The 24,561-nt window shown below is 70.5% G+C and carries 24 protein-coding genes and 1 riboswitch; of the genes, 18 read left to right on the forward strand and 6 right to left on the reverse strand.

The features are described from left to right. Positions 1–3: 3 nt before the first annotated feature. The 10 genes from Vgi01_RS11145 (at position 4) to Vgi01_RS11190 (ending at position 10,206) form a co-directional block, all read left to right on the forward strand. The gene (locus Vgi01_RS11145; protein ID WP_102656077.1) at positions 4–1,203 is read left to right on the forward strand and encodes a CaiB/BaiF CoA transferase family protein; all 1,200 of its coding nucleotides are present in this window, start codon (positions 4–6) and stop codon (positions 1,201–1,203) included. Positions 1,204–1,233: 30 nt separating this feature from the next. Beyond that, positions 1,234–2,100: a cyclase family protein gene (locus Vgi01_RS11150; RefSeq protein WP_199180045.1), complete on the forward strand. Its 867-nt coding sequence runs from the start codon at positions 1,234–1,236 to the stop codon at positions 2,098–2,100. Beyond that, positions 2,093–3,517: an MmgE/PrpD family protein gene (locus tag Vgi01_RS11155; RefSeq protein WP_204290948.1), complete on the forward strand. Its 1,425-nt coding sequence runs from the start codon at positions 2,093–2,095 to the stop codon at positions 3,515–3,517. Before Vgi01_RS11150 ends, Vgi01_RS11155 begins: the two co-directional genes overlap by 8 nt. Positions 3,518–3,554: 37 nt before the next feature. Further along, positions 3,555–5,021: a dihydroorotase gene (locus tag Vgi01_RS11160; protein WP_102656075.1), complete on the forward strand. Its 1,467-nt coding sequence runs from the start codon at positions 3,555–3,557 to the stop codon at positions 5,019–5,021. Further along, on the forward strand, positions 5,018–5,893 hold the full coding sequence (locus tag Vgi01_RS11165; RefSeq protein ID WP_204290949.1) for an HpcH/HpaI aldolase/citrate lyase family protein: 876 nt from the start codon (positions 5,018–5,020) through the stop codon (positions 5,891–5,893). Before Vgi01_RS11160 ends, Vgi01_RS11165 begins: the two co-directional genes overlap by 4 nt. 106 nt (positions 5,894–5,999) lie before the next feature. Further along, positions 6,000–6,866, forward strand: coding sequence for an FAD:protein FMN transferase (locus tag Vgi01_RS11170; protein WP_158244824.1), 867 nt, complete (start codon positions 6,000–6,002; stop codon positions 6,864–6,866). Beyond that, positions 6,863–7,378, forward strand: coding sequence for a flavin reductase family protein (locus Vgi01_RS11175; RefSeq protein WP_204290950.1), 516 nt, complete (start codon positions 6,863–6,865; stop codon positions 7,376–7,378). Before Vgi01_RS11170 ends, Vgi01_RS11175 begins: the two co-directional genes overlap by 4 nt. Positions 7,379–7,409: 31 nt before the next feature. Continuing rightward, positions 7,410–8,255, forward strand: coding sequence for an alpha/beta fold hydrolase (locus Vgi01_RS11180; RefSeq protein WP_204290951.1), 846 nt, complete (start codon positions 7,410–7,412; stop codon positions 8,253–8,255). Then, positions 8,252–8,998: an alpha/beta fold hydrolase gene (locus Vgi01_RS11185; protein WP_204290952.1), complete on the forward strand. Its 747-nt coding sequence runs from the start codon at positions 8,252–8,254 to the stop codon at positions 8,996–8,998. The genes Vgi01_RS11180 and Vgi01_RS11185 overlap by 4 nt, the downstream gene beginning before the upstream one ends. Continuing rightward, positions 8,995–10,206, forward strand: coding sequence for an LLM class flavin-dependent oxidoreductase (locus Vgi01_RS11190; RefSeq protein ID WP_204290953.1), 1,212 nt, complete (start codon positions 8,995–8,997; stop codon positions 10,204–10,206). The genes Vgi01_RS11185 and Vgi01_RS11190 overlap by 4 nt, the downstream gene beginning before the upstream one ends. Positions 10,207–10,218: 12 nt before the next feature. Here the strand turns inward: Vgi01_RS11190 and Vgi01_RS11195 are convergent, their stop codons facing one another. After that, on the reverse strand, positions 10,219–10,971 hold the full coding sequence (locus tag Vgi01_RS11195; RefSeq protein ID WP_204290954.1) for a FadR/GntR family transcriptional regulator: 753 nt from the start codon (positions 10,969–10,971) through the stop codon (positions 10,219–10,221). Positions 10,972–11,167: 196 nt separating this feature from the next. Between Vgi01_RS11195 and Vgi01_RS11200 the strand changes: the two genes are divergently transcribed. The 4 genes from Vgi01_RS11200 to Vgi01_RS11215 all read left to right on the forward strand — a co-directional run bounded on the left by Vgi01_RS11200 (position 11,168) and on the right by Vgi01_RS11215 (position 15,320). Next, a complete protein-coding gene (locus Vgi01_RS11200; protein ID WP_204290955.1) occupies positions 11,168–11,569 on the forward strand; it encodes an SRPBCC family protein in 402 nt (133 codons plus the stop codon). Positions 11,570–11,656: 87 nt separating this feature from the next. Then, positions 11,657–12,184 carry a SigE family RNA polymerase sigma factor gene (locus Vgi01_RS11205; RefSeq protein WP_204290956.1) on the forward strand — a complete coding sequence of 176 codons (528 nt, stop codon included), beginning with the start codon at positions 11,657–11,659 and terminating at the stop codon, positions 12,182–12,184. Next, positions 12,181–13,584, forward strand: a complete 1,404-nt coding sequence (locus Vgi01_RS11210) for a hypothetical protein (RefSeq protein WP_204290957.1) — start codon at positions 12,181–12,183, stop codon at positions 13,582–13,584. The genes Vgi01_RS11205 and Vgi01_RS11210 overlap by 4 nt, the downstream gene beginning before the upstream one ends. 734 nt (positions 13,585–14,318) lie before the next feature. Next, positions 14,319–15,320 (forward strand): tyrosine-type recombinase/integrase, encoded by a 1,002-nt coding sequence (locus Vgi01_RS11215; RefSeq protein WP_102656064.1) that lies wholly within the window; start codon positions 14,319–14,321, stop codon positions 15,318–15,320. A gap of 8 nt (positions 15,321–15,328) precedes the next feature. Here Vgi01_RS11215 and Vgi01_RS11220 read toward each other — a convergent pair whose 3' ends face one another. Next, positions 15,329–16,048, reverse strand: a complete 720-nt coding sequence (locus Vgi01_RS11220) for a hypothetical protein (RefSeq protein ID WP_204290958.1) — start codon at positions 16,046–16,048, stop codon at positions 15,329–15,331. A gap of 88 nt (positions 16,049–16,136) precedes the next feature. Next, positions 16,137–16,919, reverse strand: coding sequence for an endonuclease/exonuclease/phosphatase family protein (locus Vgi01_RS11225; RefSeq protein WP_204290959.1), 783 nt, complete (start codon positions 16,917–16,919; stop codon positions 16,137–16,139). A 170-nt stretch (positions 16,920–17,089) separates the two neighbouring features. Here Vgi01_RS11225 and Vgi01_RS11230 point away from each other — a divergent pair, with 170 nt between their 5' ends. From Vgi01_RS11230 to Vgi01_RS11240, 3 genes are read left to right on the forward strand one after another with little or no spacing between them, the layout of a single operon-like run. After that, positions 17,090–17,878 carry a TSUP family transporter gene (locus tag Vgi01_RS11230; protein ID WP_275409904.1) on the forward strand — a complete coding sequence of 263 codons (789 nt, stop codon included), beginning with the start codon at positions 17,090–17,092 and terminating at the stop codon, positions 17,876–17,878. A gap of 34 nt (positions 17,879–17,912) precedes the next feature. Beyond that, positions 17,913–18,689, forward strand: a complete 777-nt coding sequence (locus Vgi01_RS11235; protein WP_204290960.1) for a GNAT family N-acetyltransferase — start codon at positions 17,913–17,915, stop codon at positions 18,687–18,689. Between the two features lie 50 nt (positions 18,690–18,739). Then, on the forward strand, positions 18,740–19,306 hold the full coding sequence (locus tag Vgi01_RS11240) for a GNAT family N-acetyltransferase (RefSeq protein WP_102656059.1): 567 nt from the start codon (positions 18,740–18,742) through the stop codon (positions 19,304–19,306). On the opposite strand, the gene def is transcribed toward Vgi01_RS11240, so the two are convergent. Together def and Vgi01_RS11250 are read right to left on the reverse strand one after the other, a co-directional pair. Continuing rightward, positions 19,292–19,795, reverse strand: a complete 504-nt coding sequence (def, locus tag Vgi01_RS11245; RefSeq protein ID WP_204290961.1) for a peptide deformylase — start codon at positions 19,793–19,795, stop codon at positions 19,292–19,294. The genes Vgi01_RS11240 and def overlap by 15 nt on opposite strands. 50 nt (positions 19,796–19,845) lie before the next feature. Continuing rightward, positions 19,846–20,997: a chorismate-binding protein gene (locus Vgi01_RS11250; protein ID WP_373306928.1), complete on the reverse strand. Its 1,152-nt coding sequence runs from the start codon at positions 20,995–20,997 to the stop codon at positions 19,846–19,848. Positions 20,998–21,162: 165 nt separating this feature from the next. Here Vgi01_RS11250 and Vgi01_RS11255 point away from each other — a divergent pair, with 165 nt between their 5' ends. Beyond that, complete coding sequence (locus tag Vgi01_RS11255) at positions 21,163–21,363, forward strand: DUF5999 family protein (RefSeq protein WP_102656056.1); 201 nt, start codon at positions 21,163–21,165, stop codon at positions 21,361–21,363. 116 nt (positions 21,364–21,479) lie between these two features. Here the strand turns inward: Vgi01_RS11255 and gcvP are convergent, their stop codons facing one another. Then, positions 21,480–24,302, reverse strand: a complete 2,823-nt coding sequence (gene gcvP / locus Vgi01_RS11260) for an aminomethyl-transferring glycine dehydrogenase (protein WP_204290963.1) — start codon at positions 24,300–24,302, stop codon at positions 21,480–21,482. 78 nt (positions 24,303–24,380) lie between these two features. Beyond that, positions 24,381–24,479, reverse strand: a riboswitch (glycine riboswitch). Positions 24,480–24,561: the final 82 nt, after the last annotated feature.

Below are 24,561 nucleotides of genomic sequence, written 5' to 3' on the forward strand. Positions count from 1 at the left end.
CCAGTGCACGACGGACCGCTGACCGGACTCCGCGTCATCGACGCCTCGACGATCCTGGCGGGCCCGCTGTGCTGCCAGATCCTCGGCGACTTCGGTGCCGACGTCATCAAGGTCGAACACCCCGTCGCCGGGGACAGCATGCGCGGCCACGGTCACGCCAAGAACGGCGTTCCGCTGTGGTGGAAGGAGATCTCCCGCAACAAGCGGACGATCGGCCTGAAGCTGTCCACTCCGGAAGGCGCCGACCTGCTGCGTCGCCTCGCCGCCACCGCCGACGTGCTGGTCGAGAACTTCCGCCCGGGCACCCTGGAACGGTGGGGGATCAGCCCGCAACAGCTCCAGGAGCTCAACCCCGGCCTGGTCGTCGTGCGCATCTCCGGCTTCGGCCAGAAGGGCCCCTACGCGCACCGGCCCGGTTTCGGCACCCTCGCCGAGGCGATGAGCGGCTTCGCCCACCTGACCGGCGAGGCCGACGGCCCACCCACCCTGCCGGCGTTCGGCCTGGCCGACAGCATCTGCGGCATCGCCGCCTCCTCGGCCACCATGGTGGCGCTGTGGGCCCGCACCCGCAACGGCGGCAAGGGCCAGGTCGTCGACCTCAGCCTCCTCGAACCGATCATGACGGCGGTCGGCCCCGGCCCCACCGTCTACGACCAGCTCGGTGTCATCGGCCACCGGCACGGCAACCGGTCCACCAACAACGCCCCCCGCAACACCTACCGCACCAGGGACGGCGACTGGGTCGCGGTGTCCACAAGCGCCCAGACCATCGCCGAACGGGTACTGCGGCTCGTCGGGCACCCCGAGGTCATCGACGAACCGTGGTTCGCCTCCGGACGTGAACGCGCCGCGCACGCCGACCTGCTCGACGACTACGTGGGCGGCTGGATCGCCGAACGCACCCGCGACGAGGTCATGCGCGCCTTCGAAGAGGCCGGCGCGGCCGTCGCACCCGTCTACACCGCCCGCGACATCGTCACCGACGAACACGTCCAGGCCGCCGAGATGGTGGTCAAGGTGCCCGACGCCGACCTCGGCGAGGTGCTGATGCACAACGTGATGTGGCGCATGTCGGAGAACCCGGGCCGGATCCGCTTCACCGGTCGACCCCTCGGGGCCGACACCGACGACCTCCTCGTCAACGAACTCGGCTGCACCCCCGAGGCCGTCGCCGAGCTGCGCGCCCGGGAGATCGTGGCCTGACGGCCGCCACCACAGAAGGTAAGGATTGTCGTGACCACAACGAGCACCACTGCCGCAACCAGCCCGGTGACCGGGACGCAGGCGCTCCTGGCCGCCGTCGGCGCCGGAGTGCGGACCTACGACCTGGGCCGCCGGCTGACCATCGGTATGCCGCAGTCGCCGAACCACCCGCCGTTCTGGCACGCCCTGCCCCGCCGGCACGGCGACAACGTGCGCGCCGACGGTGGTTCCGCCGCCAACGACATCATCACCATGGGCACCCACGTCGGCACCCACATCGACGCCTTCGCCCACGTCTCCCAGGACGGCCGGCTGGTCGACGGCTCCGACGCCACCGTCGCCGGCCGCGGTGGACGCTTCGCCGAACTGGGCGCGCACACCATCGCCCCGATCCTCCGCCGGGGTGTGTTGCTCGACGTCCCGGCGGCCCTGGGTCAGCCCGACGGTTGCCCGCCCGGATACGAGATCACCCCGCAGGACCTGTCGGCCGCGGCGCAACGGCAGGGCACCCCGGTCCGCCCCGGTGACGTGGTGCTGATCCGCAGCGGCTGGGGACGCCTGTTCGACCACGAGGACCGCACCCGCTACGTCGGGCACGCCAGCGGCGTGCCGGGCGTCGGTGCGGCCGGCGCCACCTGGCTCGCCGACGCCGGCGCACACGCCGTCGGCGCCGACACCATCGCCTTCGAGTGCCTGCGGCCGGGTGCCGGGCACAGCGTCCTCCCGGCGCACCGGGTGCTGCTCGTCGAACGCGGGGTCTACATCATCGAGACGATGGCGCTTGAGGAACTGGCCGCCGACGCCGTCCACGAGTTCCTGTTCGTGCTCTCGCCGCTGGCCATCTTCGGCGCCACCGGCTCGCCGGTGCGCCCGCTGGCGGTGATCGCCAATGGCTGAGCAGACCCTCGCCCAGCACCTCGCCGCCTTCGCCGCCGGCACCAGCGCCACCGCTCTGCCCGACCGGCTCGCCGCCAGTGTGCGCCAACGCGTCCTGGACATCCTCGGGCTGTGCGTGGCCGCGCACCGGCTGCCCACCAGCCGCGCCGCCCTGGACTACGTCGCCGACCTGGGTGGACGCGGCCAGGCACACGTCGTCGGCCTCCCCGATGCGGTACCCGCCGCGCAGGCCGCGTTCGGCAACGGCGTGCTCGCCCACTCGCTGGACTACGACGACACCCACCTGCCCTCGGTGCTGCACCCCAGCGCCGCGGTGGTCCCGGCCGCCCTGGCCGCCGCGCAGGCCGCCGGCGCCGACGGCACCGCCCTGACCAACGCCGTCGCGGTCGGCATCGAGACGACCGTACGGCTGGGCATGGCCGGTTTCGACCCGGTCCTGAACAACTCGGTGTTCTTCGAACACGGCCAGCACGCCACCTCCATCTGCGGTGCGATGGGCGGTGCCGTCGCCGCCGGCATGCTGCTCGGACTCGACGAGAAGCAGCTCACCGACGTGCTCGGGGTGACCGCCTCGATGGCCGCCGGGCTGATCGAGGCCAACCGCACCGGCGGCACGGTCAAGCGGCTGCACTGCGGCTGGGCCGCGCACAGCGCCGTCACCGCCGCCGACCTGGTCCGCCGCGGCTTCACCGGGCCACCCACCGTGCTGGAGGGCCGGTTCGGTTTCTACACCGCCTTCCTGCGCGGGGAAGCCGACCACGAGCAGATCACCGACGGACTCGGTGAACGCTGGTCGGTGCCGGACATCTTCTTCAAGCCGTACCCGGCCAACCACTTCACCCACGCCGCCATCGACGCCGGTCTGGCGCTGCGCGCCCGGGGCGTGCCGGTGGACCGGATCACCCACATCGAACTGCGGGTACCCGCAGCGGTGATCCGCACCATCGGGGAACCGATCGCCACCAAACGGGCCCCCGACACCGGCTACCAGGCGCAGTTCAGCGGGCCGTACGCGATCGTCGCCGGGCTGCTCGGCGGTGGGGGACTGGGCCTCGGCCTGGGTGACTTCACCGACGAGTTGGCCCGTGACCCGCAGCGCCGGGCGCTGATGGCCCGCGTCGACGTGGTTCCCGACGACGAGTGCAACAAGATCTTCCCGTACCAGTTCCCGGCCATCGTGACCGTACGCACCGACGACGGCCGTACGTGGCGCGAGGAGGTCCTGGCCAACCGCGGCGGCCCGCAACGACCGCTGTCCGACGCCGAACTGGCGATGAAGTTCCGGGACAACGTCGCCGGGCGCATCGCCCCGGAGACCGCCGACCAGGTGGTGTCCACCGTGCTCGGCCTCGCCGACGTCACCGACGTCAGCGACCTGCTGCGCCCACTGACCCACCTCCGCACCGACGTCGACTGACACCGGCCTCGCGGCCCGCCAACCTCAGGAGCACATCGTGGAACCCTTCGATCTCGTAGTGACAAACGTCCGAGTGGTGCGGCACGACCAGGCCGAGCCGGCGGCGCTGGACATCGGTGTCCGCGACGGCCGGATCGCCGCCCTCGCGCCCCACCTCGACCCCACCGGCGCGAAGTCCGTCGTGGACGCCGGCGGCAAGCTCGCCTTCCCGGGTGTCGTCGACGCCCACCAGCACTGGGGCATCTACCACCCGCTGGCCGAGGACGCCGCCACCGAGAGCCGCGCCTGCGCGCAGGGCGGTGTCACCTCCGCGCTCAACTACATCCGTACCGGGCAGTACTACCTCAACCGCGGTGGACCGTACCGCGAGTTCTTCCCCGAGGTGCACCGCGCCACCGACCAGAAGTCCTACGTCGACTTCGCCTTCCACGTGGCCCCGATGACCACCGAACACATCGACGAGATCCCCGAGCTGATCCGTGACCACGGCGTCACCTCGTTCAAGATCTTCATGTTCTACGGTGGTCACGGGCTGCACGGCCGCTCGGCCGACCAGAGTTCCTTCCTGATGATCCCGCCGGACGCCCGGTACGACTACGCCCACTTCGAGTTCGTCATGCGCGGCGTGCAGGCCGCCCGGGAACAGTTCCCGGAGTTGGCCGACGAGATCTCGCTGTCGCTGCACTGCGAGACCGCGGAGATCATGCGGGCGTACACCCGGCTGGTCGAGGAGGACGGCAGCCTCAAGGGGCTCGCCGCCTACAGCGCCTCCCGGCCGCCGCACTCCGAGGGCCTGGCGGTCACCATCGCCGCCTACCTGGCCCACGAGACCGGCCTGCCCACCATCAACCTGCTGCACCTGACCTCCGCCAAGGCGGTCGACGCGGCGCTGCGGATGGCGCAGGCGTTCCCGCACGTCGACTTCCGCCGCGAGGTGACCATCGGTCACCTGCTGGCCGACATCGACACCGCCTACGGCCTCGGCGGCAAGGTCAACCCGCCGCTTCGGCCCCGCGAGGACGTCGAGGCCCTGTGGGGTCACATGCTCGACGGCGCGATCGACTGGGTGGTCAGCGACCACGCCTGCTGCCGCGCCGAGGTCAAGTTCGGTGAGCCGAAGGACGACATCTTCGTCGCCAAGTCCGGCTTCGGTGGCGCCGAGTACCTGCTGCCCGGCTTGATCAGCGAAGGCGTCAAGCGGGGCCTGTCCTACGGTCGGGTCGCCGAGCTGACCTCGTGGGCGCCCGCGCGGCGTTTCGGGTTGGCCACCAAGGGCGCCATCGCCGAGGGGCTGGACGCGGACTTCTGCCTCGTCGACCCGAACCACACCTGGACGGTGCGGGCGCAGGACTCGCTGTCGACGCAGGAGTACACCCCGTTCGAGGGCATGGAGTTGACCGCGAAGGTCACCGACACCTTCCTGCGCGGTGAGCAGATCCTGCGCGCCGGCAACGTGGTCGGCCAGCCCCGCGGCCGCTACCTGGCCCGGCCGACCCGGCCGTGACCGCCCTGGGAACACCGCCGGCCGCCGCCCGTAGCTACCTGTACGTGCCGGCGGACCAGCCGGACAAGTTGGCGCGGGCCGCGACCCGGGGCGCCGACGCCTGCATCCTCGACCTCGAAGACGCGGTCGCGGCGGCCCACAAGGCCGCCGCCCGCAGCGCGCTCGGCGCGTTCCTCACCGACCCGGCCGCCGGCCCCCAGTGGTGGGTACGCATCAACGCCGACACCCCGGCCGCCGACATCGCCGCGGTGGCCGGGCCGCACCTGACCGGTGTGGTCGTGCCGAAGGCCGACGTCGAATCGGTGACCGAGGTGCACCGGCTGCTCGGCGAAGCCGAACGGCAGCACGACCTGCCGGCCGGTCAGCTGGCGGTGTTCGCCCTGCTGGAGACGGCAGAAGGTGTCCTGCGCGCCGAGGCCGTGGCCGCCGCCCCCCGGGTGGTACGCCTCGGCCTCGGCGAGGCCGACCTGGCGGCCGAACTGTGCCTGCAACCCGGCCCGGACAAGATGGAACTGTGGCCGCTGCGCTCCCGGGTCGTGCTGGCCTGCGCGGTGGCCCGGATCGCCCCGCCGGTGGGCCCGACGGAGACGGCCCTGCGGGACCCGGAGCGGCTGGAGGCCACCAGCCGGCTGCTGCTGCGGCAGGGTTACCGCGGTCGTACCGCGATCCATCCCGCCCAGGTGCCCGTGGTCAACCGGGTGTTCTCGCCGACGCCCGAGGAGGTCGCCACGGCCCGCGACATCGTCGACCGGTTGACCGCCGCGGAACGCGACGGCTCCGCTGTGGCGGTCTCCGCCGACGGTCGGATGATCGACGCGGCGGTCGCCCGCAGCGCCCGGGAGGTGCTGGGCCGGGCCGTCACGGGCGACTGAAGCCCAGGCCAGTCGGCCTGTCGGGCGGGTGAAGCGGGTACGGACAGACCCTTGCCGCTAAAACATCATCATGTTTAGCATGTTAAACGTGGTGAAGGGAGACGGCATGAGCCTCGCACCCGCCCGACAGCGACCCACCCTGCATCAGCACACCAGCCAGATGTTCACCTGCCAGGTGACCCTGGCCAGCTACGGACCGCCGGCCACCCCGTTCACCGAGGTCCAACGACGACTCCACGCCCTGGACCGCCGCTTCTCCCGCTTCCGCCCCGACAGCGAACTGAGCGCACTCAACGCCGCCGCCGGGCACTGGCACCCCATCTCCGACCCACTGCACGCCATGCTGCGGCACGCCCTCACCGTCGCCACCGCCAGCACCGGCCTGGTCAACATCGCCGTACTGCCCCAACTCCTCGCCGCCGGCTACCGCCGATCCTGGGCCACCGGCACCCCCGCGACCTCCGTGGTGGCCGACACGGTCACGGCCGTGCCACCCCTGGCCGACATCCTGGAACTACGCGGCCACACCGCCCGCCTGGCCCCCGGCCACAGCCTCGACATCGGCGCCCTCGCCAAAGGCGCCTGGGCCGACGACATCGTCACCTGGCTCGGCCCCAACAGCGCCGCCAGCATCGGGGGAGACGTGGCATGCCGCGGACCCGGCCCCGACGGCGACGGCTGGCCCGTCGCACTACCCCACGGCGAAACCCTGCACGTGCGCGACGGCGGCGTCGCCACCAGCGGCACCGCCAAACGCCGCTGGGGCACCGACGCCCACCACCTCATCGACCCCCGCACCGGACGCCCCGCCACCTCCGACATCACCCAGGCCACCGTCCACGCCGCCACCGGCGCCACCGCCGACTGGGTCGCCTCCGCAGCCGTCATCGGCGGACAAGCAGCAGCCGACCACCTCACCCACCGAGCCGACGTACACCACCTCTGGCTCAACCAGACCGGAGCACCCCGATGACCCACACCGGCCCCGACCGCCTCGTCGAAACCGCCCGCTTCCGGGCCGCCTTCCGGCAGGTACCCGCACCGGTGGCGATCATCCTCGTGCCCGGCGGCCCCGCCGGCGTCACCGGCCTCACCTGCACCTCCGCCACCTCACTGTCCGGCGAACCCCCCATGGCCATGGTCGCCATCGACAAGAAAACCGGCCTCGCCACACTGGCCGAACAAGCCGGCCGATTCAGCATCAACTACCTCGCCGCCGACCGCGCCACCTGTGCACAAGCCTTCGCCACCCGCAGCCGCAACCTCGACGAACTCGCCGCCGCCGTGATCGCCGGACACACCACAGTGCCCACCCTCGCCACCGGCACCACCGCCGTCCTCGAATGCCGCACCACCACCGTCCACGAGGGCGGCGACCACTTCATCCTGTGCGGCGAGGTCCTGCACGCCCGCGCACAGACCGACGCACCGCCCCTGCTCTACCTCGGCGGACGCTACGGCAGCTTCCAGCCCGACCCCCGCTGACAGCCCCAACCCACCCCCGGAGACCGCAACGATGGCCCCACCACGCCCGCACACCGTCAACGCCGGCGGATTCACCACCCGCTACTGGGAAAGCACCCCACCCGGACAACCACGAGGCACCGTCGTACTCATCCACGACGGCGCCTTCGGCGGCGACGCCATCGGCAGCTGGTCCGCCGTCATGCCCCTGCTCGCCCAGCACTACCGGGTCCTCGCACCCGACCTGCTCGGCTACGGCGACACCGACAAGGTCGTCTACCTCGACCGCTCACCGTACGCCTTCCGCACCGCCCACCTCGCCGCCTTCTGCGCCGCCCTCGACATCGACGCCGCACACTTCGCCGGCCAGTCCTTCGGCGGCTCCCTGCTGCTGCGCGCCCTCGCCACCCCCACCCCCGAACTACCCGCCCTGTCCGCCGTCAGCATCTGCGGCACCGGCGGCCCCTGGCGCTCCAGCAAAGGCGTCACCGAACTCGGCAACTTCGACGGCACCGAAAACGACATGCGCCGCCTGGTCGCCCTCATGACCGACGACTTCGCCGGCTTCGAAAACACCGTCGCCCTGCGCTACGCCAACACCCGCAAACCCGGCCACGTCACCGCCTGCCTGGCCCCCCGCCTGCGCCACCCCAACCTGCCCAAACCAGAAGTCCGCGACGACTGGCCCACCCCACTGCGCGACAGCCCCGTGCCCGTACTCGTCGTCGAAGCCACCCGCGACGACCTGCTCGAACCCGACTGGGGCCACCACTTCGACAACCTGGCACCACACATCCACGTCCACCGCATGGACGCCCGACACGCACCCAACCTCGACCAACCCGACGCCGTCGCCGACCTGCTGCTGACCTTCTTCGACCAGGGGAGCGCACCATGAGCACCCTGCTGTTCCTGCACGACGCCGACGTGCTCCCCGGACCCGTCGGCGCCCTCAGCCGACTCGCCGACGACCACACCGTCGTCGTACCCCGCCACCCCGGCTTCGGCACCACCCTGGACACCACCGCCGAAGACTGGGACAGCGTCGCCGACCTCGCCCAACACCACCTCACCGACACCCTCACCGACCTGCCACCCGCCCCCGTACACCTGGCCGGCGCCGGCTTCGGCGGCTGGATCGCCCTGGAGATGGCGGTACGCGCACCCCACCGCTTCGCCTCACTGCTGCTCGTCTCCCCGTACGGCGTCAAACTCGGCGGACCCACCGAACCCGACTTCGCCGACATCCTGCTGCTCGACCCCACCGAAATCGTCGAACTCGGCTGGGCCGACCCCACCGCCTGCCACGACCTGCGGATGCCCGGATTCCCCACCGGCCTGACCGACAGCGAATACGAACGGGCATTCACCGACCGGGCCGCCCTGTCCCGCTACGCCTGGAAACCCTTCCTGCACGACCCACGACTACGCCGCTGGCTGCACCTGGCCACCATGCCCACCCTGGTCCTCGCCGGCAGCCACAACCGACTCGTACCACCCCGACACAGCGCCGCCCTGGCCGACCTGCTGCCCGCAGCCCACTACGTCGAAATCCCCGACGCCGGCCACTACCCGTACCTGGAACGTCCCGACGAGTTCCACCGGATCGTCCGGTCCTTCCTGAACGGAGAGACCCCGTGAGGCTCTACCACTTCACCGAAATGCCCTACCCCGACGTGCCAGCCGAGGCGGAAGAGGCAAACCGGGGACTCAAGTACTTCATGCCCAACCAGTACTACGACCCGACAATCGGCCACCAGCTCTACCAGCGCTACCTCGACGAGTACGAACTCGCCGACGAACTCGGCTTCGACCTCATGGTCAACGAACACCACCAGTCCGCCTCCACCCTTCAGGTGTCCGCCACCCTCAGCGCCGCCTCCGTGCTGCACCGCACCCGACGCGGCCGCGTCCTGGTCCTGGGCACCCCACTACCGCACCGGGAAAGCCCCATCCGCGTCGCCGAGGAGATCGCCTACCTCGACTCGGTCAGCGGCGGACGCATCGACTGCGGCTTCGTCCGCGGCGTCCAGGGCGAAACCTTCCCCTCCAACCAGAACCCCGTCCACAACCTGGACATGTTCATCGAAGCCCACGACCTCATCAAGAAGGCGTGGACCCACGGCGACGTCTTCTCCTGGGAAGGCCGCCACTACCACTACCGCTACGTCAGCGTCTGGCCCCGCCCGTACCAGCAACCCCACCCACCGATCTGGATCAGCGGCACCTCCACCCGCCTGGTCGAATGGACCGCCCGACACGGCTACACCCTGTGCAACCTGCTCGGCACCTACGAGGACACCGCCACCTCGTTCCGGCTCTACCGCCGCACCGCCGTCGCCGACGGCCAACCCGAACCCGGCCCCGACCGCTTCGCCTACATGGCCCTGTGCCACGTCGCCTCCACCGAAGCCAAGGCCCGCGAGATCGGCCGCAAACTCATGTACTACCTCAAGCCCGGCAAACTCCGCCTCGGCGCCGCCAGCCCACCCGGCTACTTCCCACCCGCCGCCGCCGTCGCCGCCCTACGCGGCCGCCTCGGCGCCGTCCGCCGCATGAGCTACGAAGACCTCATCGACGCCGGCATCCTCCTCGTCGGCACCCCCGACCAGGTCACCGCACAAATCCACCGACTCTACAAAGAGACCGGCGCCGGACACCTCATCCTGATGAACCACGCCGGCGACATGACAAGCAACGAGGTACGCGACCACCTCACCCTGTTCGCCCGCGAAGTCATGCCCGAGGTCACCACCATCGGCACCGACTGGCGCGACCAGGACACCACCTGGCGCGTCGACCAGGACCAGACACCGGTACGACCCGTACTCTCCAGCGCCCTGTCCTGACCCGACCTCACCTCACCACCAGCCGACCACCTCGTCGTGCAACCCCGCATAGTCACGTTCGAGGTGGTCGGCCAGGGCCAGCATGTGCGCCCGCATCAACCGCTCCGCCTCCGCCCCGTCCCCGTCCGCGATCGCCGCAGCCACCGCCTGATGCTCACGCCGCACGTCCTCCCACCGCTCCGGACGACGCTCCGCCGCCACCACCCGCTCGGTGTAGATCTCCTTCAACGCCCGACCGAACAGATCCAGCACCCCGTTGCCCGACAACCCCGCCACCACACCATGGAACCGCTGCATGACCGCCAGATAACTGGCCTCGTCACGCTCCTCCAACGTGCTGTGCTCCCGCATCGACTCGGCCAACTCCCGCAACCGCGCCGCATCACGACGCTCCGCAGCCAGCCGCGCCATCAACGGCTCCATGATCACGCGCGCCTCGACCAGCTCACCGAAGCGGGTCCGGCCCATCTGCATGAACAACGCCATCGTCCGACCGAACGTGTGCGGATCCACCGCCCCGACGATCGGCCCACCACCACGACCCGGCCGCACCCGCAGCAGACCGTTGTGCTCCAGGATCCGCAGCGCCTCCCGCAACGTGCCACGACTGACCCCGTACGCCTGCAACATCTGCGCCTCGGTCGGCAACGCCGCACCGGGGGAGAGCCCCTGCTCGACGATGTCCTCCAGGATCTGCCGGGCCACCAGCTCACCCATCTTCGCCGCACGCTGACGAAACCGCGGAGTCGGCTGGGTCTCGGACATGACCCGAGTCTACGGGTGCCACGATCTTGCCCCCGTCCACCGCTCCCACCGCCCGACGAACACGACGACCAGCTCACAATGCCCGGAGCCGGCAGGCGAGGGGAGTGGTGGACCAACTGCACCCATCGACATCCTTGCCTGTCCTGCACGGCAACTGCCAGAGTGACGGCGTAACCGACAGAACAGGCGGGAGCGCATGGGCACCATTCACCACGAAGCGACGCTGACGGTGCCGGCAGACGTGGCGTGGGACTTCCTGGACCGCTACACCCGCGCCGAGGTCCACGTCTTCTCCGCCTGCGTCAGCGAACGTCGCAAGGACGACCACCGGGTCGTCACCCTCATCGACGGCACCGAACTCTGGGAACGAAACGTGACCGTCGATCCGCAACGGAAGCGGGCCGTTTACGCGATACCCGGTTTCCCCGGGGCAGAGCACCACCAGGCCGAGATGCGGGTGCTCACCGACGACGACGGCACGGCAACCCTGCTCTGGACCACCGACATCCTGCCGCACGAACTCGCCACCCACCTCAGCGACACGTACGCGGTCATGTTCAGCGAACTGCTCACGGCGGTCAACAGCCACCGCCCGTAAAACTCGCCGCCGCCGCTCAACCTGCCCCCGCCAGGAAGCGTCTACCTTCCATGCGAACAGCAGAACGGTGGACGATATGGGCACGTCATGCCGGATGACGACGAGGAACGATTCCGCGAGTTCGTGTCGCAGCAGTGGGGGCCGTTGACCCGAACGGCATATCTGCTCACCGGCGACCGGGGCGCCGCCGAAGACCTGGTCCAGTCAGCGCTGGAGAAAACCCACCGGCGGTGGAGTCGGATTCTCCGCAAGGACGCCCCCGGCGCATACGTCCGCCGCACGATGATCAACACCGCGGTGTCGTGGCGACGCCGACGCCGAACAATCGAGGTCCCACTCCTCGACGCCGACACCATCGCCACCCCCGACGCCTATCAGCACGCGGAGAGCCGGCATCAGTTGCTGGCGGCGCTGCGCCGCCTCCCGCCACGAATGCGCGCCGTGCTCGTCCTGCGGTACTTCGAGGACCTGAGCGAGGCCGACGTCGCCCGACTGCTCGACTGTTCAACCGGAACGGTCAAGAGCCAGGCATCACGAGGACTGGCCCGGCTACGCGCCGACCTGGAGCCGCCGTCCACCATCACCGAGACCAGCCTCCAGGAGGATCCCGCATGACCGAGAACGTGGAAACCAGACTCCGGGAAGCCCTCCGCACCGAGGCTGACACCATCGCGGTGACGGCGGATCCCTGGCCACGATTCACCCGAACCGAGGCAGGGCACCGCCGCGCACGACGGATCCGTACCGGTGCGATCGCCGCTTTCCTGGCCGCCGCCGTCGCCATTCAGACCAACCTGATTCCCCTCCCGGGCTGGGTGCCCGGCATCGCCGTCGCCTCGTCGCCGTCACCGCTCGCGGACGGCCCCGCACGCGGCGCCCTTGCCGCCGACCGCGCCTGGACGGACGGCCTGCTCAGACAGGTTGCCGACCTGCAGAATCCGGGGGAATGGTGGAGGGTCACCGACCGCAACAACATCCGGATCGTGTACGCCGACGACATACCCGGTCGCCGAATCGCGCTGCTCTTCGTCCCGCTGCGCATGGGCCTGTTCACCGACGCGACGCTTGTCTGGTTCAGCGGCCCACCCGGAGCCGAACCGGAACAGATGCAACAGGGCGGCAACGAACCCGCCGACACTCCAGTGGCGATCTGGATGGAAAGCGACCCGACGAACGGGGGCGCCGCAGTGGTCATCGGCCCCGCGGGTTCCTCCGTGACGATCAACGGGTTCTCCGGCTATTCCTCAACGGGCGTCGTCGAAAGCCACCAGCTCTCCTCATCTGTCGGTACGGGCATCGGTGTCACCTCGCTGCCACCCACCGATCTGATCGGCGGGCCCGCACTCACCGCCCGGGTCACCAACGGCGACACCCTCATCTACGAAGGTCCCGTGTACGGCGGGTGGAGCGGGTCGGACACCGACCGCCAGGAGCCGACCGACGAGATGCTCACTGCCGCCGTCCGCGACACCCGAGGAGCGGTCATAGACCGAGACGTCCTCACACGGTTCATCGATCACGCGTTGCGAGACAGTCGACTGTCGGCCCAGGGCGTCACGATCCGCGTGCGTTGGTGCGGCACCGTCAACGACAAACCCGCCACACTGTTCACCATCCAACCCACCGACGGCGGAGTCATCGCCTACGCCATGCACGGCGACCTCACCAGTTGGCGAACCGACCTACGGCTGCTGCTGCCCGCAGACGGCGCCGAGCAACGCCCCATCGCATGGCGGATGCGCGCCGAGGGTGGGGACACCCGGACGGACCGCGTCAACCTGGTGGCACCGCCGGGAGCAGTCACCGCAGCCATCACCGCCGGGGACGGCACTCGGACCCCGGTCGCCCTGGACCCCTCCGGCTTCGGCAGCACCACCATCCCGCCGAGCATGCCCGCGACCGTCACCGCCAGCACCGCCGACGGGACCCCTTTCATCAGCACGCCCGTGCCGGCCTTCGAAACCAACAGCGGCGGCCTACCCGGCACCTCCCGGAACACCCGAATCACCGATTAGCACCTGAACAACCCCTGTGGCTCCGGGGAAGGGGCCGGACCCACAGGGGTTGATTCGCGTACGCCGGCCGCCACGGCGCGTGCCGGCAGGCATGTACGACTGCCGTGCCTGTGCCTGTGCCTGTGTGGGACGTGGCTCAGCAATCGCAGGCGTCGAGGTGACAGCGAGCCCTTCATCGCAGATCCTGCGCGCAGACGAGCCCCACCGGAACTCCAGACCGAGATTCGATAATTGACATTATGTAAAGTTGAGCGGGAGGAGGGATCCTCCGCGGGCGAGCGGCGGCGTTGCCGGCCCAGCCGGACTGCACCCCGCTCACGATGCCTTTGACCGACCTCACCTCGTCCGGGGCACCAACAGCTTCACCCGGCGGGCGACCATCTGGCTACGGGCGGCCACGACGGGTGCGGACGGCTCCATGCAGGCCGCAGGACGCTGCCATGAACCCGGTGCCGCGCCGTACCGACCGAAATCCAGTGGCCCGCCCGGCCGACCCGCAGGTTGATCCGGTCGATCACCCGGCGGTAAGCCCCGACGGCGATGCGGCGCCACCACCCCGCGCCAAGGAACGCTGTCAGCTCTTCCCCGCCCACCCAGGCCCGCCCGACCCGGCCGGCGTCCTCGATGTGCGGCCGGAACAGCAGGAACCCGCCAGGAACCGCCGGTCATGCGTGATCGTCAAGCGCGCTCCCCTGGACTGGCCGACAACCCGAAAAACATGCATAATATGCCTTATGCACGACAAATCGGGTGTTCTGGTCATCGAGTTGATCGAAGGGTTCCTGACCGCGCGGGCCACCCGTAAGCCCTCACCGCACACCCAGGCGGCGTACCGGCGGGATCTGATCGGGGTCGCGACGCTCGCCGCGGAATTGACCACCCCTCCCCTCCCCCTTGCCGATCTTCGGATCGATGCGCTCTCCCCCGGCCTGCTGCGGACGGCGTTCGCCGGCTTCGCCGCCGACCGGGCCGCCGCCTCGGTCGGTCGCGCCTGGTCGACCTGGAACAGCTTCTTCACGTTCCTGGTGGCCGAGCAGGTGGTGCCGGGCAATCCGATGCCGGCGGTGGGTCGCCCGCGCATGCCGCTCCCCCAGCCCAAGCCGCTGCGTGGTGAGGACACTCCGGAGCAGTTGCTGGCCTCGGCGGCGCGGGGTGAGGGGCGGCAGCGTGATCCGTGGCCGGAGCGGGATGTGGCGGTGTTGGCGTTGGCGCTGTGTGCGGGGTTGCGGTTGTCGGAGTTGTTGGCGCTGCGGGTCGGTTCGCTGTCGGGGCGGCCCGGTGAGCGTCGGGTGGAGGTGGCCGGCAAGGGTGGGCGGCCTCGGGTGTTGCCGGTGGAGCCGGGCCTGGACGAGGTGTTGTCGGCCTACCTGGACAGTCGGGTGCGTCGCTTCGGTACGCGTACGGTGCGACCGGACTCGCCGTTGCTGGTGGATCGGCAGGGTGAGCCGCTGCGCCGGGGTGGGTTGCAGTATCTGGTGGAGTCCTGTTACCGGCGGGCCGGGATCGGTGATCGGGTGCCGCGGGGCGCGCGGCTGCACGCGTTGCGGCACACCTTCGCGACACGGTTGGCGGAGGACGGCGCGGGGGCGGCGGAGATCATGCGGTTGTTGGGGCACGCGTCGTTGGCGTCGTCGCAGACGTACATCGAGGTGACAGCGGGTGCTCAGCGGGAGGCGGTGCGCGCCAACCGCACGAACCGGGCGCTTGTCGGCTTGCTGCGTGCGGCGGTGGGTTGAGCGGGGGCCTATTCGCGGGTGAGGACGGTGGTCTCGGGTGATCCGGGTGCGGTGAGGGTGAGTTTGTCGCCGAGCAGGTTGAGCTTGCCGTCGAAGGAGGTGCGGAAGATCCCGCAGTCCATTTCCAGGACGTAGCGGGAGCGGGCCGGTGAGGTGACTCGGCCGGGGCAGGACCAGTTGGGGTCGGTGATGGCGAAGGTGCCGTTACGGCGGATGGTGATGCGGTCGTCGTGGGGTGGTTCGCCGCTGGTCCAGGTGCCGGCGAGTTTGTTGAGTCGGGCGCTTTCGGTGAGGCCGGCGTGGGGCAGGACCAGGTTGACCAGGATGATGCCGTTGATTGTCAGCAGGACGGCGGCGACGGCGGCGATCAGGAGGATGACGACGGCGTTGGGCTGGCGGTGTGGTGGTGGTTCGTGGTGGGGGCGGTAGGCGGGTGGCAGATCGCGGGTGAGTTGGTCGACGAGGTGGTGGAGTTCGGCGGCGAACTGCGGGTCGGCTTCCGCTTCGACGGTGACGGCGCGGGTGGTGTCTCGGCGGGCGGTGGGGTCCGTCGGCTGGTTTTCCAGTTCCCGCAGCAGGTGGGTGCCGATGACGGTGGTGTGGAGTCTGCTGGCGATGCTGCGGTAGAGGTGGTCGGCGGTGGTGTCGGTGTGGTGGCCGGTGCCGGTGGCGGCGATCCGGTCCGCTGCGGCTGCCACGGCCGTGTGTACGACCTGGGCCAGTTCCATGCGTCCTCACCCCGCTGTCGAGTCGGTCGAATCCTTGTCGGATTGCCAACTGTCGATGACGCGGTGGGTGCAGTCAAGACCGGTGTGGTCAGCCGAGATCGACCAGCAGGGGCCGGTGGTCGGAGATGGTCGACAGGGGTGTGTGTACGGCGGTGACCGGGGGCAGGTGGGTGAAGCCGCGCCGGTCGGCCAGGGCGTGGTCGAGTTGGACGCGGGGTGCTCCGGCCGGGTAGGTGGGTCGGCGGCCGAGCAGGTGCCAGCCGGTGGCCAGGCGGGTGGCCCAGGCGGGCAGGTTGAGGTCGCCGAGCAGGATCCGTGGTGCGGGCAGGGTGCGCAGGGCACGGATGACCTGGCGGAGTTGGAGGACGTTCCAGCCGGGGACGAAGGACAGGTGGGTGGCGGCGACGGTGAGCGGTCCGTGGGGGGTGTCCAGGACGGCGGCGAGGACGACGCGGGGTTCGTCGCGGAGCAGGATGAGTCCGCCGCCGCCGGGTCCGGGTGCGTAGACCGGGGAGCGTACGGGTGCGGGTTTCAGGCGGGTGACCTGCCAGGTGGTGACGGGGTGGCGGGAGATCAGGCCGACGCCGTAGCAGGGTTCGCCGTGGCCGTCGTCGTCGTGGGTGAGGGGGCGGAAGGCTATGCCGGGGGTGCCGACGACGGCGGCGGCGAAGCGGTGTTCGTCGGCGTGCAGGGCTTGGGCGGCGATGGCGGTGAGGTCCAGGTTGCCGCTGCGGGACTGGTCGCGGTCGACTTCCTGCAGGGCGAGTACGTCGGCGTCGAGGGCGGTGACGGCGGCGGCGAGGCGGTGGGGGTCGACCAGTCCGTCGGTCAGTGATCGTCCGTGCAGCAGGTTGAACGTGGCCAGGCGCACGCTGCCACCTTAGCGACGGTGGGTGGCACAGTTTCGTGGATGATGCGGGGTCTGTTCTGTTCGATGCTGCTTTTCCTGGCCGTGGGTGGGGTGGGGATCTGGGTGCGGCGGTTGCGGGGCCGGTGAGGCTGACCACAGATGCCCACGTCAGCGGGGTCGTGGTGGGCAGAATGCGGCGCGTGGAGCTTGATCCTTCGACCGTCGCGATCCTGTTGACGGCTGCCGCGATGGCCGGGTGGGTTGATGCGGTGGTCGGTGGTGGGGGTTTGTTGTTGTTGCCGGCGTTGCTGGTGGCGGCGCCGGGTATGCCGCCGGCCACCGCGTTGGGGACGAACAAGTTGGCGGCGATCGCGGGTACGACGACGGCGGCGTTGACGTTCGCCCGCCGTACGAAGATCGATTGGGCGGTGGCGGGGCCGGCGGCGGCGGTGGCGGTGGTGTGTGCCGGGGTGGGTGCGGCGTTGGCGGGTGCGGTGCCGCCGTCGGCGTACCGGCCGGTGGTGCTTGTGGTGTTGCTGGTGGTGGCGTTGTTCGTGTTGTTGCGGCCGCGGTTGGGGGTGGCGGCGGCGCCGCATCGGCGTACGCGGTCTCGGGTCGTGGTGGCGGTGTTGGTGGCGGGGGTGGGTATCGCCGCCTATGACGGGTTGATCGGGCCGGGTACGGGCACGTTTCTGGTGTTGGCGTTCACGGCGTTGGTGGGTGCGGATTTCCTGCACGGTTCGGCGATGGCGAAGGTGGTGAACGCGGGTACGAACGCGGGGGCGTTGGCGGTGTTCGCGGTGACGGGGAACGTGTGGTGGTTGCTCGGCGCGGCGATGGCGGTGTGCAACATCGTGGGGGCGATGGTCGGGGCGCGGATGGCGTTGCGGCGGGGTGCCGGGTTCGTGCGGGTGGTGTTGCTGGTGGTGGTGCTGGCGTTGGTGGCGAAGCTGGGTTACGACCAGTGGCTGGCCGGTTGAGGGTGGGCTGCGGCTGTCGTGTGATCATCGGTTGATGCCGGTGCGTGCGGAACATGATCGGTCGGTGTTGGCGGGGCTGTTGGGTCGGGATCCTCAACTGCACGCCTACGAGCTGGGTGATCTGGACGAGTTCTTCTGGCCGTACACGTCGTGGTATCGGCGGGGTGAGTCGGTGGCGTTGCTGTATCACGGGATGCGGCCGCCGACGTTGCTGGCGTTGACGCGGCCGGAGGGGGTCGCGGAGTCGGCGGCGTTGCTGGGTGAGTTGGCGCCGGTGTTGCCGGCGCGGTTGTGGGCGCACCTGTCCCCCGGTGTGGAGGTGGGGTTGGCGGGGGCGTTTCGGGTGGTGTCGGCGGGTGCGCATCTGAAGATGGCGTTGACGCGGCCGGATCGGTTGGCGGGTGTGGCGGCGGCCGGTGAGGTGCTGGGCCGTGAGCATGTGCCGGCGTTGCGGGAGTTGTACGCGGTGGCGTATCCGGGGAACTGGTTCGATGCCCGGATGGTGGACACGGGCCGGTATGTGGGTGTGTGGGCCGGTGGTGTGTTGGTGGCGGTGGCGGGGGTGCATGTGTACTCCCCCGGGTTCGGGGTGGCGGCGTTGGGCAATGTGACCACTCATCCGGTGTGGCGTGGTCGTGGGTTGGCCTCGGCGGTGGTGGCCCGGTTGTGTGGGTTGCTGCGGGCCGAGGTGGAGCAGGTGACGTTGAACGTGAAGGCCGACAACGGTGTCGCGGTGCGGTTGTACGAGCGGCTGGGTTTCCGTCGGGTGGCGCAGTACGGGGAGTTCGATCTGGCCGCGGTCGGCTGCTGAGGCGGGTTTTCGGGTCGCTTGGGTGGGTGTGCGGTGGGCAGAATGCGCGGATGACTCAGGCGACGTTGCGTACGGCCCGGTTGGTGTTGGTGCCGTTGGCGGATGAGCATCTGCCCGGTGAGATCGAGCTGGACGCCGATGCGCAGGTGATGCGGTTTCTGGGGCCGGTGCGGTCGGCCGAGCAGGTGCGTGAGGTGCATCGGCGGCGGTTGGCGGTGGCCGGGCAGGCGCCGGGGTTGGGGTTCTGGGCGGGTCTGGTGGAGGGTGAGTTCGTCGGCTGGTGGCTGTTGGAGCCGCCGCAGCGTGCCGATCAGGGGCCGGTGGCCGGGCAGGCGGAGTTGGGGTACCGGTTGGCGCGCCGGTGGTGGCGGCGGGGGTTGGCCAGCGAGGGGGCCCGGGAGTTGATCCGGCACGGTTTCGTGGATCTGGGGTTGGGGCGGATCTTCGCCGAGACGATGGCGGTGAATGTGGCGTCACGGGCGACGATGGCGGCGGTGGGGATGCGGTATGTGCGCACGTTCCACCAGTCGTGGTCGGATCCGTTGCCGGGTGCGGAGCAGGGTGAGGTGGAGTACGAGATCACCCGGGAGCGGTGGGTGGCGTCAGCGGCGGGGTGAGTCGTAGCGTCCGGCGCGGATCTCCCGTAGTGCGCGGCGGCGGACGTCGCCGCGCAGGGTGTCGACGTAGAGGCGGCCGTGCAGGTGGTCGGTTTCGTGTTGCAGGGCGCGGGCGAGGAAGCCGCTGCCGGCGATGGTGAGGGGTTCGCCGTGTTGGTCGAAGCCGTGGGCGGTGGCGTGCAGGGCGCGGGGGGTCGGGAAGTAGAGGCCGGGGATGGACAGGCAGCCTTCGTCGTCGTCCTGTAGTTCGTCGGACAGGTCGAGGGTGGGGTTGATCATGTGGCCGCGGTGGCCGTCGGCGTCGTAGACGAAGACCTGGGCGTTGACGCCGATCTGCGGGGCGGCGACGCCGGCGCGGCCGGGTCTGCCGAGCAGGGTGTCCATCAGGTCGGTGACCAGGGCGCGTAGTTCGGCGTCGAAGCTGGTGATCGGTTCGCTGGGGGTGCGTAGCACCGGGTCGCCGATGATTCGGATGTCCCGCATGGTCATGTCGGAAAGGCTAGTCGGTGGTCGGTGTGCCAGGTGTGTCTGGTTGCGGATCATTGCAGGGCGGCGCGTACGGGGCGGGTTTTGGCTGCTGCTTCGGCGACTTCGGCGTCGGGGTCGCTGTCCCAGGTGATGCCGCCGCCGGCCCACACGTGCACGGTGTGGTGGTCGACGGCGGCGGTGCGGATGGTCAGGCCGAGGTCGATGTGGCCGGGGGCGACCCAGCCGAGGCCACCCATGCTGGCGCCGCGGCCGACGGGTTCCAGGGCGGCGATGTGGTGCAGGGCGGCGAGTTTCGGGGCGCCGGTGACGGAGCCGCCGGGGCAGACGGCGCGGAGCAGGTCGGCCAGGCCGAGGCCGTCGGCGGCCTGGGCGCGGATGGTGGATTCGGCCTGCCACAGGTCACACCATCGGCGTACGGCGAACAGGTCGTCGACGCCGACGCTGCCGGTGGCGGCGATGCGGGCCAGGTCGTTGCGTTCCAGGTCGACGATCATGATGTGTTCGGCGCGTTCCTTGCTGGAGGCGAGCAGGTCGGCGCGGCCGGCGGCGGTGGCGGGGCGGGTGCCTTTGATGGGGCGGGTGGTGAGGGTGCCGTCGCGGACCTCGATGAGGGTTTCCGGGCTGGCGCAGCCGATGGCCCAGTCGGGGCCGGACAGGACGCCGCCGTAGCGGGCGCCGGGGAGTCGGCCGAGGCGGGCCAGGGCGGGCAGCGGGTCGCCGGTGTACGGGGCGGCGGCGTGGCCGACGAGGTTGACCTGGTAGACCTGGCCGCGGCTGATGGCGTGGCGGACGGCTTCGACGGCGGCGGCGTGTTGCTGTGGGCTCCAGCTTTCGGTCCAGGGTCCCCGCGACCAGCCGCTGGTGGTCGGTGGCGGGGTTGGTGGTGGGGTGTCGGTGTGGCCGTAGATGACGACGGCGACGTCGGGCAGGTCGGCGGGGCTGGGTGGGCCGGGGTCGCCGCCGACCATCAGGGCGCCGGCGGTGGCGGAGACGTAGAGGGCGGCGCCGCAGAGCTGCTCGTGGTGGTGGTCGTGGCGGGGTGCGGGGCGGGCGAGGTCGTGCAGGTGCAGGTCGTGGGCGGTGAGGAAGTCCTGGATTGCGGTGGCGGGGTCACCGCCGTCGGTGGGTCGCCACTGCCAGCGGGCGCGTTCGATGAGGCGGCCGTGGCAGGCGGTGGGGGCGGCGGGTGGCGCGACCACCATTCGTGGGAGCGCTTCCATGACGTCTGACCGATGGATGCTCATCCGTTCAGTGGATTTCCCACGTGCCGCGCGGACATCTGCTCGATGCCGCGCGCTTCCGCTTGGTACTGTGCGTCACTGGTCATGTGAACCATGACACAGTGCCCCCACAGTCCGGAGAACCCGATGTGCCAGCACCAACCCACCTGCCCCTCCGCCGACGCCACCGACCGGGAAGCCGCCAAGGCCATCGCCGGTTTTCCTGAGCAGGGCTGGAGCCTGCTCTGCAACGGCGTCATCGTTTTCGAGGACACCGGCGAGTTGCTTCCCGACGGCAGCAGCATCGCACCCCACCGCGGACCAGCCCGCCACGCCCTCGCCGCCTGACCCGACCACGATCCGTCACGACCTTTCCCGCGTCGCCTCAGGCTAGCCCCCCACTACGGCGCTGGTCACCGCAGGTCGGCGTACCACCGGGGCGGCCCCGGTGCACACCCTGCCGCTCAGTCCTCGTACGCCTGCGGTGCCGGGCACGAACACACCAGATTCCGGTCGCCGTAGCCGCCGTCGACCCGCCGCACCGGCGGCCAGTACTTCGCCACCCGGTCCACCCCGGCCGGATAGCCGCCCACTGACCGCGGGTACGCGTGCGGCCACTGGTCGCCGGAGACCATCGCCGCGGTGTGCGGCGCGTTGACCAGCGGATTGTCGTCGGCCGGCCACTGCCCCGCCGCCACCGCGTCGATCTCCGCCCGGATGGCGATCATCGCGTCGCAGAACCGGTCCAGTTCGGCCAGATCCTCGCTCTCCGTCGGCTCCACCATCAACGTCCCGGCCACCGGGAACGACATGGTCGGCGCGTGGAACCCGTAGTCGATGAGCCGCTTGGCCACGTCGTCGACACTGACCCCGGTCGCCTTCGTCACCGGCCGCAGATCCAGGATGCACTCGTGGGCCACCAGCCCCTTGTTGCCGGCGTACAGCACCGGGAAGTGCCCGCGCAGCCGCGCCGCCACGTAGTTGGCCGCCAGCACCGCCACCCCGGTGGCCCGGGCCAGCCCGTGCGCGCCCATCATCCGCAGGTACACCCACGGGATCGGCAGGATGCCCGCCGACCCGTACCGGGCGGCCGAGATCGCGGGCCGGCCATCGACCTGCTCGCCGACCGGGTCACCGGGCAGGAACGGCGCCAGATGCGCGCGTACCGCCACCGGACCGACCCCCGGCCCACCGCCGCCGTGCGGAATGCAGAACGTCTTGTGCAGGTTCAGGTGCGACACGTCCGCCCCGAACCGGCCCGGCTTGGCGAAGCCGACAAGCGCGTTGAGGTTCGCCCCGTCGACGTACACCTGACCGCCGGCGTCGTGGACCTTCGCGCACAGCGACGCGATGCCCGTCTCGTACACCCCGTGCGTCGACGGATACGTCACCATGATCGCCGCCAGGGTGTCGGCGTGCGCCTCGATCTTCGCGTCCAGGTCGACCAGGTCGACGTTGCCGTCGGCGTCGCAGCCGACCACCACCACCCGCATGCCGGCCATCACCGCGCTGGCGGCGTTGGTGCCGTGCGCCGACGACGGGATCAGACACACGGTGCGGTGCCCCTCACCGCGGGAGCGGTGGTAGGCGCGGATCGCCAGCAGACCCGCCAACTCCCCCTGTGAGCCGGCGTTGGGCTGCACACTTACCGCGTCGTAGCCGGTCACCTCCGCCAGCCACCCCTCCAACTGGGTGATCATCTTGCGGTAGCCGGTGGTCTGGTCGGCCGGCGCGAACGGATGCAGGTGCGCGAACTGCGCCCAGCTGATCGGCTCCATCTCGGTGGTCGCGTTGAGTTTCATGGTGCACGAACCCAACGGGATCATGCCCCGGTCCAGGGCGTAGTCCAGGTCGGCGAGGCGACGCAGGTACCGCAGCATCGCCGTCTCCGAGTGGTGGCTGCGGAACACCGGGTGGGTCAGGAACTCCGACGTACGGGCCAACGCGCCCGGCAGGGCCGCGTCCACGTCACCGTCGACGCCGTCGACGCCGAAAGCCGCCCACACCGCCGCCAGGTGCGCCGCCGTGGTGGTCTCGTCGCAGGAGATCCCCACCCGGTCGGCGTCGACCAGCCGCAGGTTGACGTTGCGGGCCGCCGCGGCGGCCACCACCTCGGCGGCGCGCCCCGGCACGGTCGCGGTGACGGTGTCGAAGAACGGCACGTCGGCCACGTCGACGCCACCGGCGCGCAGGCCGGCCGCGAGCCGGGCCGCCATCTCATGGGTACGCGTCGCGATGCGCCGCAGCCCGTCCGGGCCGTGGTAGACGGCGTACATGCTGGCCATCACCGCCAGCAACACCTGCGCGGTGCAGATGTTGCTTGTCGCCTTCTCCCGCCGGATGTGCTGTTCGCGGGTCTGCAACGCCAACCGGTACGCCGACTGCCCGGCCGTGTCCCGCGACACCCCGACCAGCCGGCCCGGCAGCATCCGCTCCAGCCCCCGCCGGACCGCCAGATATCCGGCGTGCGGGCCACCGAAGCCCATCGGCACCCCGAAGCGTTGGGTGGTGCCCGCGGCGATGTCGACACCGATCTCCCCCGGCGGACGCAGCAGCGTCAACGCCAGCAGGTCCGCCGCGACGGTCACCAACGCGCCCACGCCGTGCGCGGCCTCCACCAACCGGGCATGATCACGTACGGTTCCCGAGGCGCCCGGATACTGCAGGTGCAGACCGAAGAACTCCGCCGGCAACTCGTCACGGTCCACGTCGACGACCCGCACCTCGATGCCGAGCGGCTGCGCCCGGCCGGTGATCACCGCGAGGGTCTGCGGCAGCGTGTCGGCGTCGACCACGTACACCGCGCTGGAACTCTTCGACGCCCGCCGGGCCAGGGTCATCGCCTCCGCCGCCGCCGTGCCCTCATCCAGCATCGACGCGTTGGCGGTCGCCAGGCCGGTCAGATCCGACACCATGGTCTGGAAGTTCAGCAGCGCCTCCAACCGGCCCTGACTGATCTCCGGCTGGTACGGCGTGTACGCGGTGTACCAGGCCGGGTTCTCCAGCACGTTACGGCGGATCACCGCCGGGGTGTGCGTACCGTGGTAACCCAACCCGATCATCGACACGGCGACGGTGTTCTCGGCGGCCAGGGCCCGCAACTCGGCCAGGGCCTCGTGCTCGCCGGCCGGCTCCGGCAGATCCAACCGGCCGTGCCAGCGGATCACCTCCGGGATCGCCGCGTCCATCAACTCGTCGATCGACGCGTACCCGACGGTTTCCAACATCCGGCGCTCATCGTCCGGGCCGGGACCGATGTGACGGTCGGCGAACAGCTCTGCGGTCATGGGTGGCGCTCCCGCGAAGGTGGGGGTCGACAGGTCGGCCCTCCCCCTCTGTCACACCCACAGGCGCTCCACAGTGCCTGACACCACGCGGTCCTTTTGCCTGAGAGGTTCCGGGGAGGATTTGCCCCTTCGGCGCCGACCCGGCTACGCCAGGACGGTCTCTCCCACGTGGGTGCTACCGGCACGATCAACGCTACCAGCGCCCCCGCGGGCCCACACCGAACCCCCGGCCGACCCGCCTCGCAGGTGTCGTCGGGTG

The sequence above is a fragment of the Micromonospora gifhornensis genome, from assembly GCF_016863515.1.
Classification (GTDB): domain Bacteria; phylum Actinomycetota; class Actinomycetes; order Mycobacteriales; family Micromonosporaceae; genus Micromonospora; species Micromonospora gifhornensis.

Bases quoted from the DNA above. Each gene is read 5' to 3' on its own strand.
- Vgi01_RS11240 (WP_102656059.1), top strand. From the start codon at position 18,740: ATGACTCAGGCGACGTTGCGTACGGCCCGGTTGGTGTTGGTGCCGTTG.
- gcvP (WP_204290963.1), bottom strand. From the start codon at position 24,302: ATGACCGCAGAGCTGTTCGCCGACCGTCACATCGGTCCCGGCCCGGAC.
- Vgi01_RS11155 (WP_204290948.1), top strand. From the start codon at position 2,093: ATGGCTGAGCAGACCCTCGCCCAGCACCTCGCCGCCTTCGCCGCCGGC.
- Vgi01_RS11220 (WP_204290958.1), bottom strand. From the start codon at position 16,048: ATGGAACTGGCCCAGGTCGTACACACGGCCGTGGCAGCCGCAGCGGAC.
- Vgi01_RS11250 (WP_373306928.1), bottom strand. From the start codon at position 20,997: ATGGTGGTCGCGCCACCCGCCGCCCCCACCGCCTGCCACGGCCGCCTC.
- Vgi01_RS11180 (WP_204290951.1), top strand. From the start codon at position 7,410: ATGGCCCCACCACGCCCGCACACCGTCAACGCCGGCGGATTCACCACC.
- Vgi01_RS11210 (WP_204290957.1), top strand. From the start codon at position 12,181: ATGACCGAGAACGTGGAAACCAGACTCCGGGAAGCCCTCCGCACCGAG.
- Vgi01_RS11255 (WP_102656056.1), top strand. From the start codon at position 21,163: ATGTGCCAGCACCAACCCACCTGCCCCTCCGCCGACGCCACCGACCGG.
- Vgi01_RS11185 (WP_204290952.1), top strand. From the start codon at position 8,252: ATGAGCACCCTGCTGTTCCTGCACGACGCCGACGTGCTCCCCGGACCC.
- def (WP_204290961.1), bottom strand. From the start codon at position 19,795: ATGACCATGCGGGACATCCGAATCATCGGCGACCCGGTGCTACGCACC.
- Vgi01_RS11195 (WP_204290954.1), bottom strand. From the start codon at position 10,971: ATGTCCGAGACCCAGCCGACTCCGCGGTTTCGTCAGCGTGCGGCGAAG.
- Vgi01_RS11175 (WP_204290950.1), top strand. From the start codon at position 6,863: ATGACCCACACCGGCCCCGACCGCCTCGTCGAAACCGCCCGCTTCCGG.
- Vgi01_RS11170 (WP_158244824.1), top strand. From the start codon at position 6,000: ATGAGCCTCGCACCCGCCCGACAGCGACCCACCCTGCATCAGCACACC.
- Vgi01_RS11235 (WP_204290960.1), top strand. From the start codon at position 17,913: ATGCCGGTGCGTGCGGAACATGATCGGTCGGTGTTGGCGGGGCTGTTG.
- Vgi01_RS11205 (WP_204290956.1), top strand. From the start codon at position 11,657: ATGCCGGATGACGACGAGGAACGATTCCGCGAGTTCGTGTCGCAGCAG.
- Vgi01_RS11200 (WP_204290955.1), top strand. From the start codon at position 11,168: ATGGGCACCATTCACCACGAAGCGACGCTGACGGTGCCGGCAGACGTG.
- Vgi01_RS11215 (WP_102656064.1), top strand. From the start codon at position 14,319: ATGCACGACAAATCGGGTGTTCTGGTCATCGAGTTGATCGAAGGGTTC.
- Vgi01_RS11230 (WP_275409904.1), top strand. From the start codon at position 17,090: ATGCGGCGCGTGGAGCTTGATCCTTCGACCGTCGCGATCCTGTTGACG.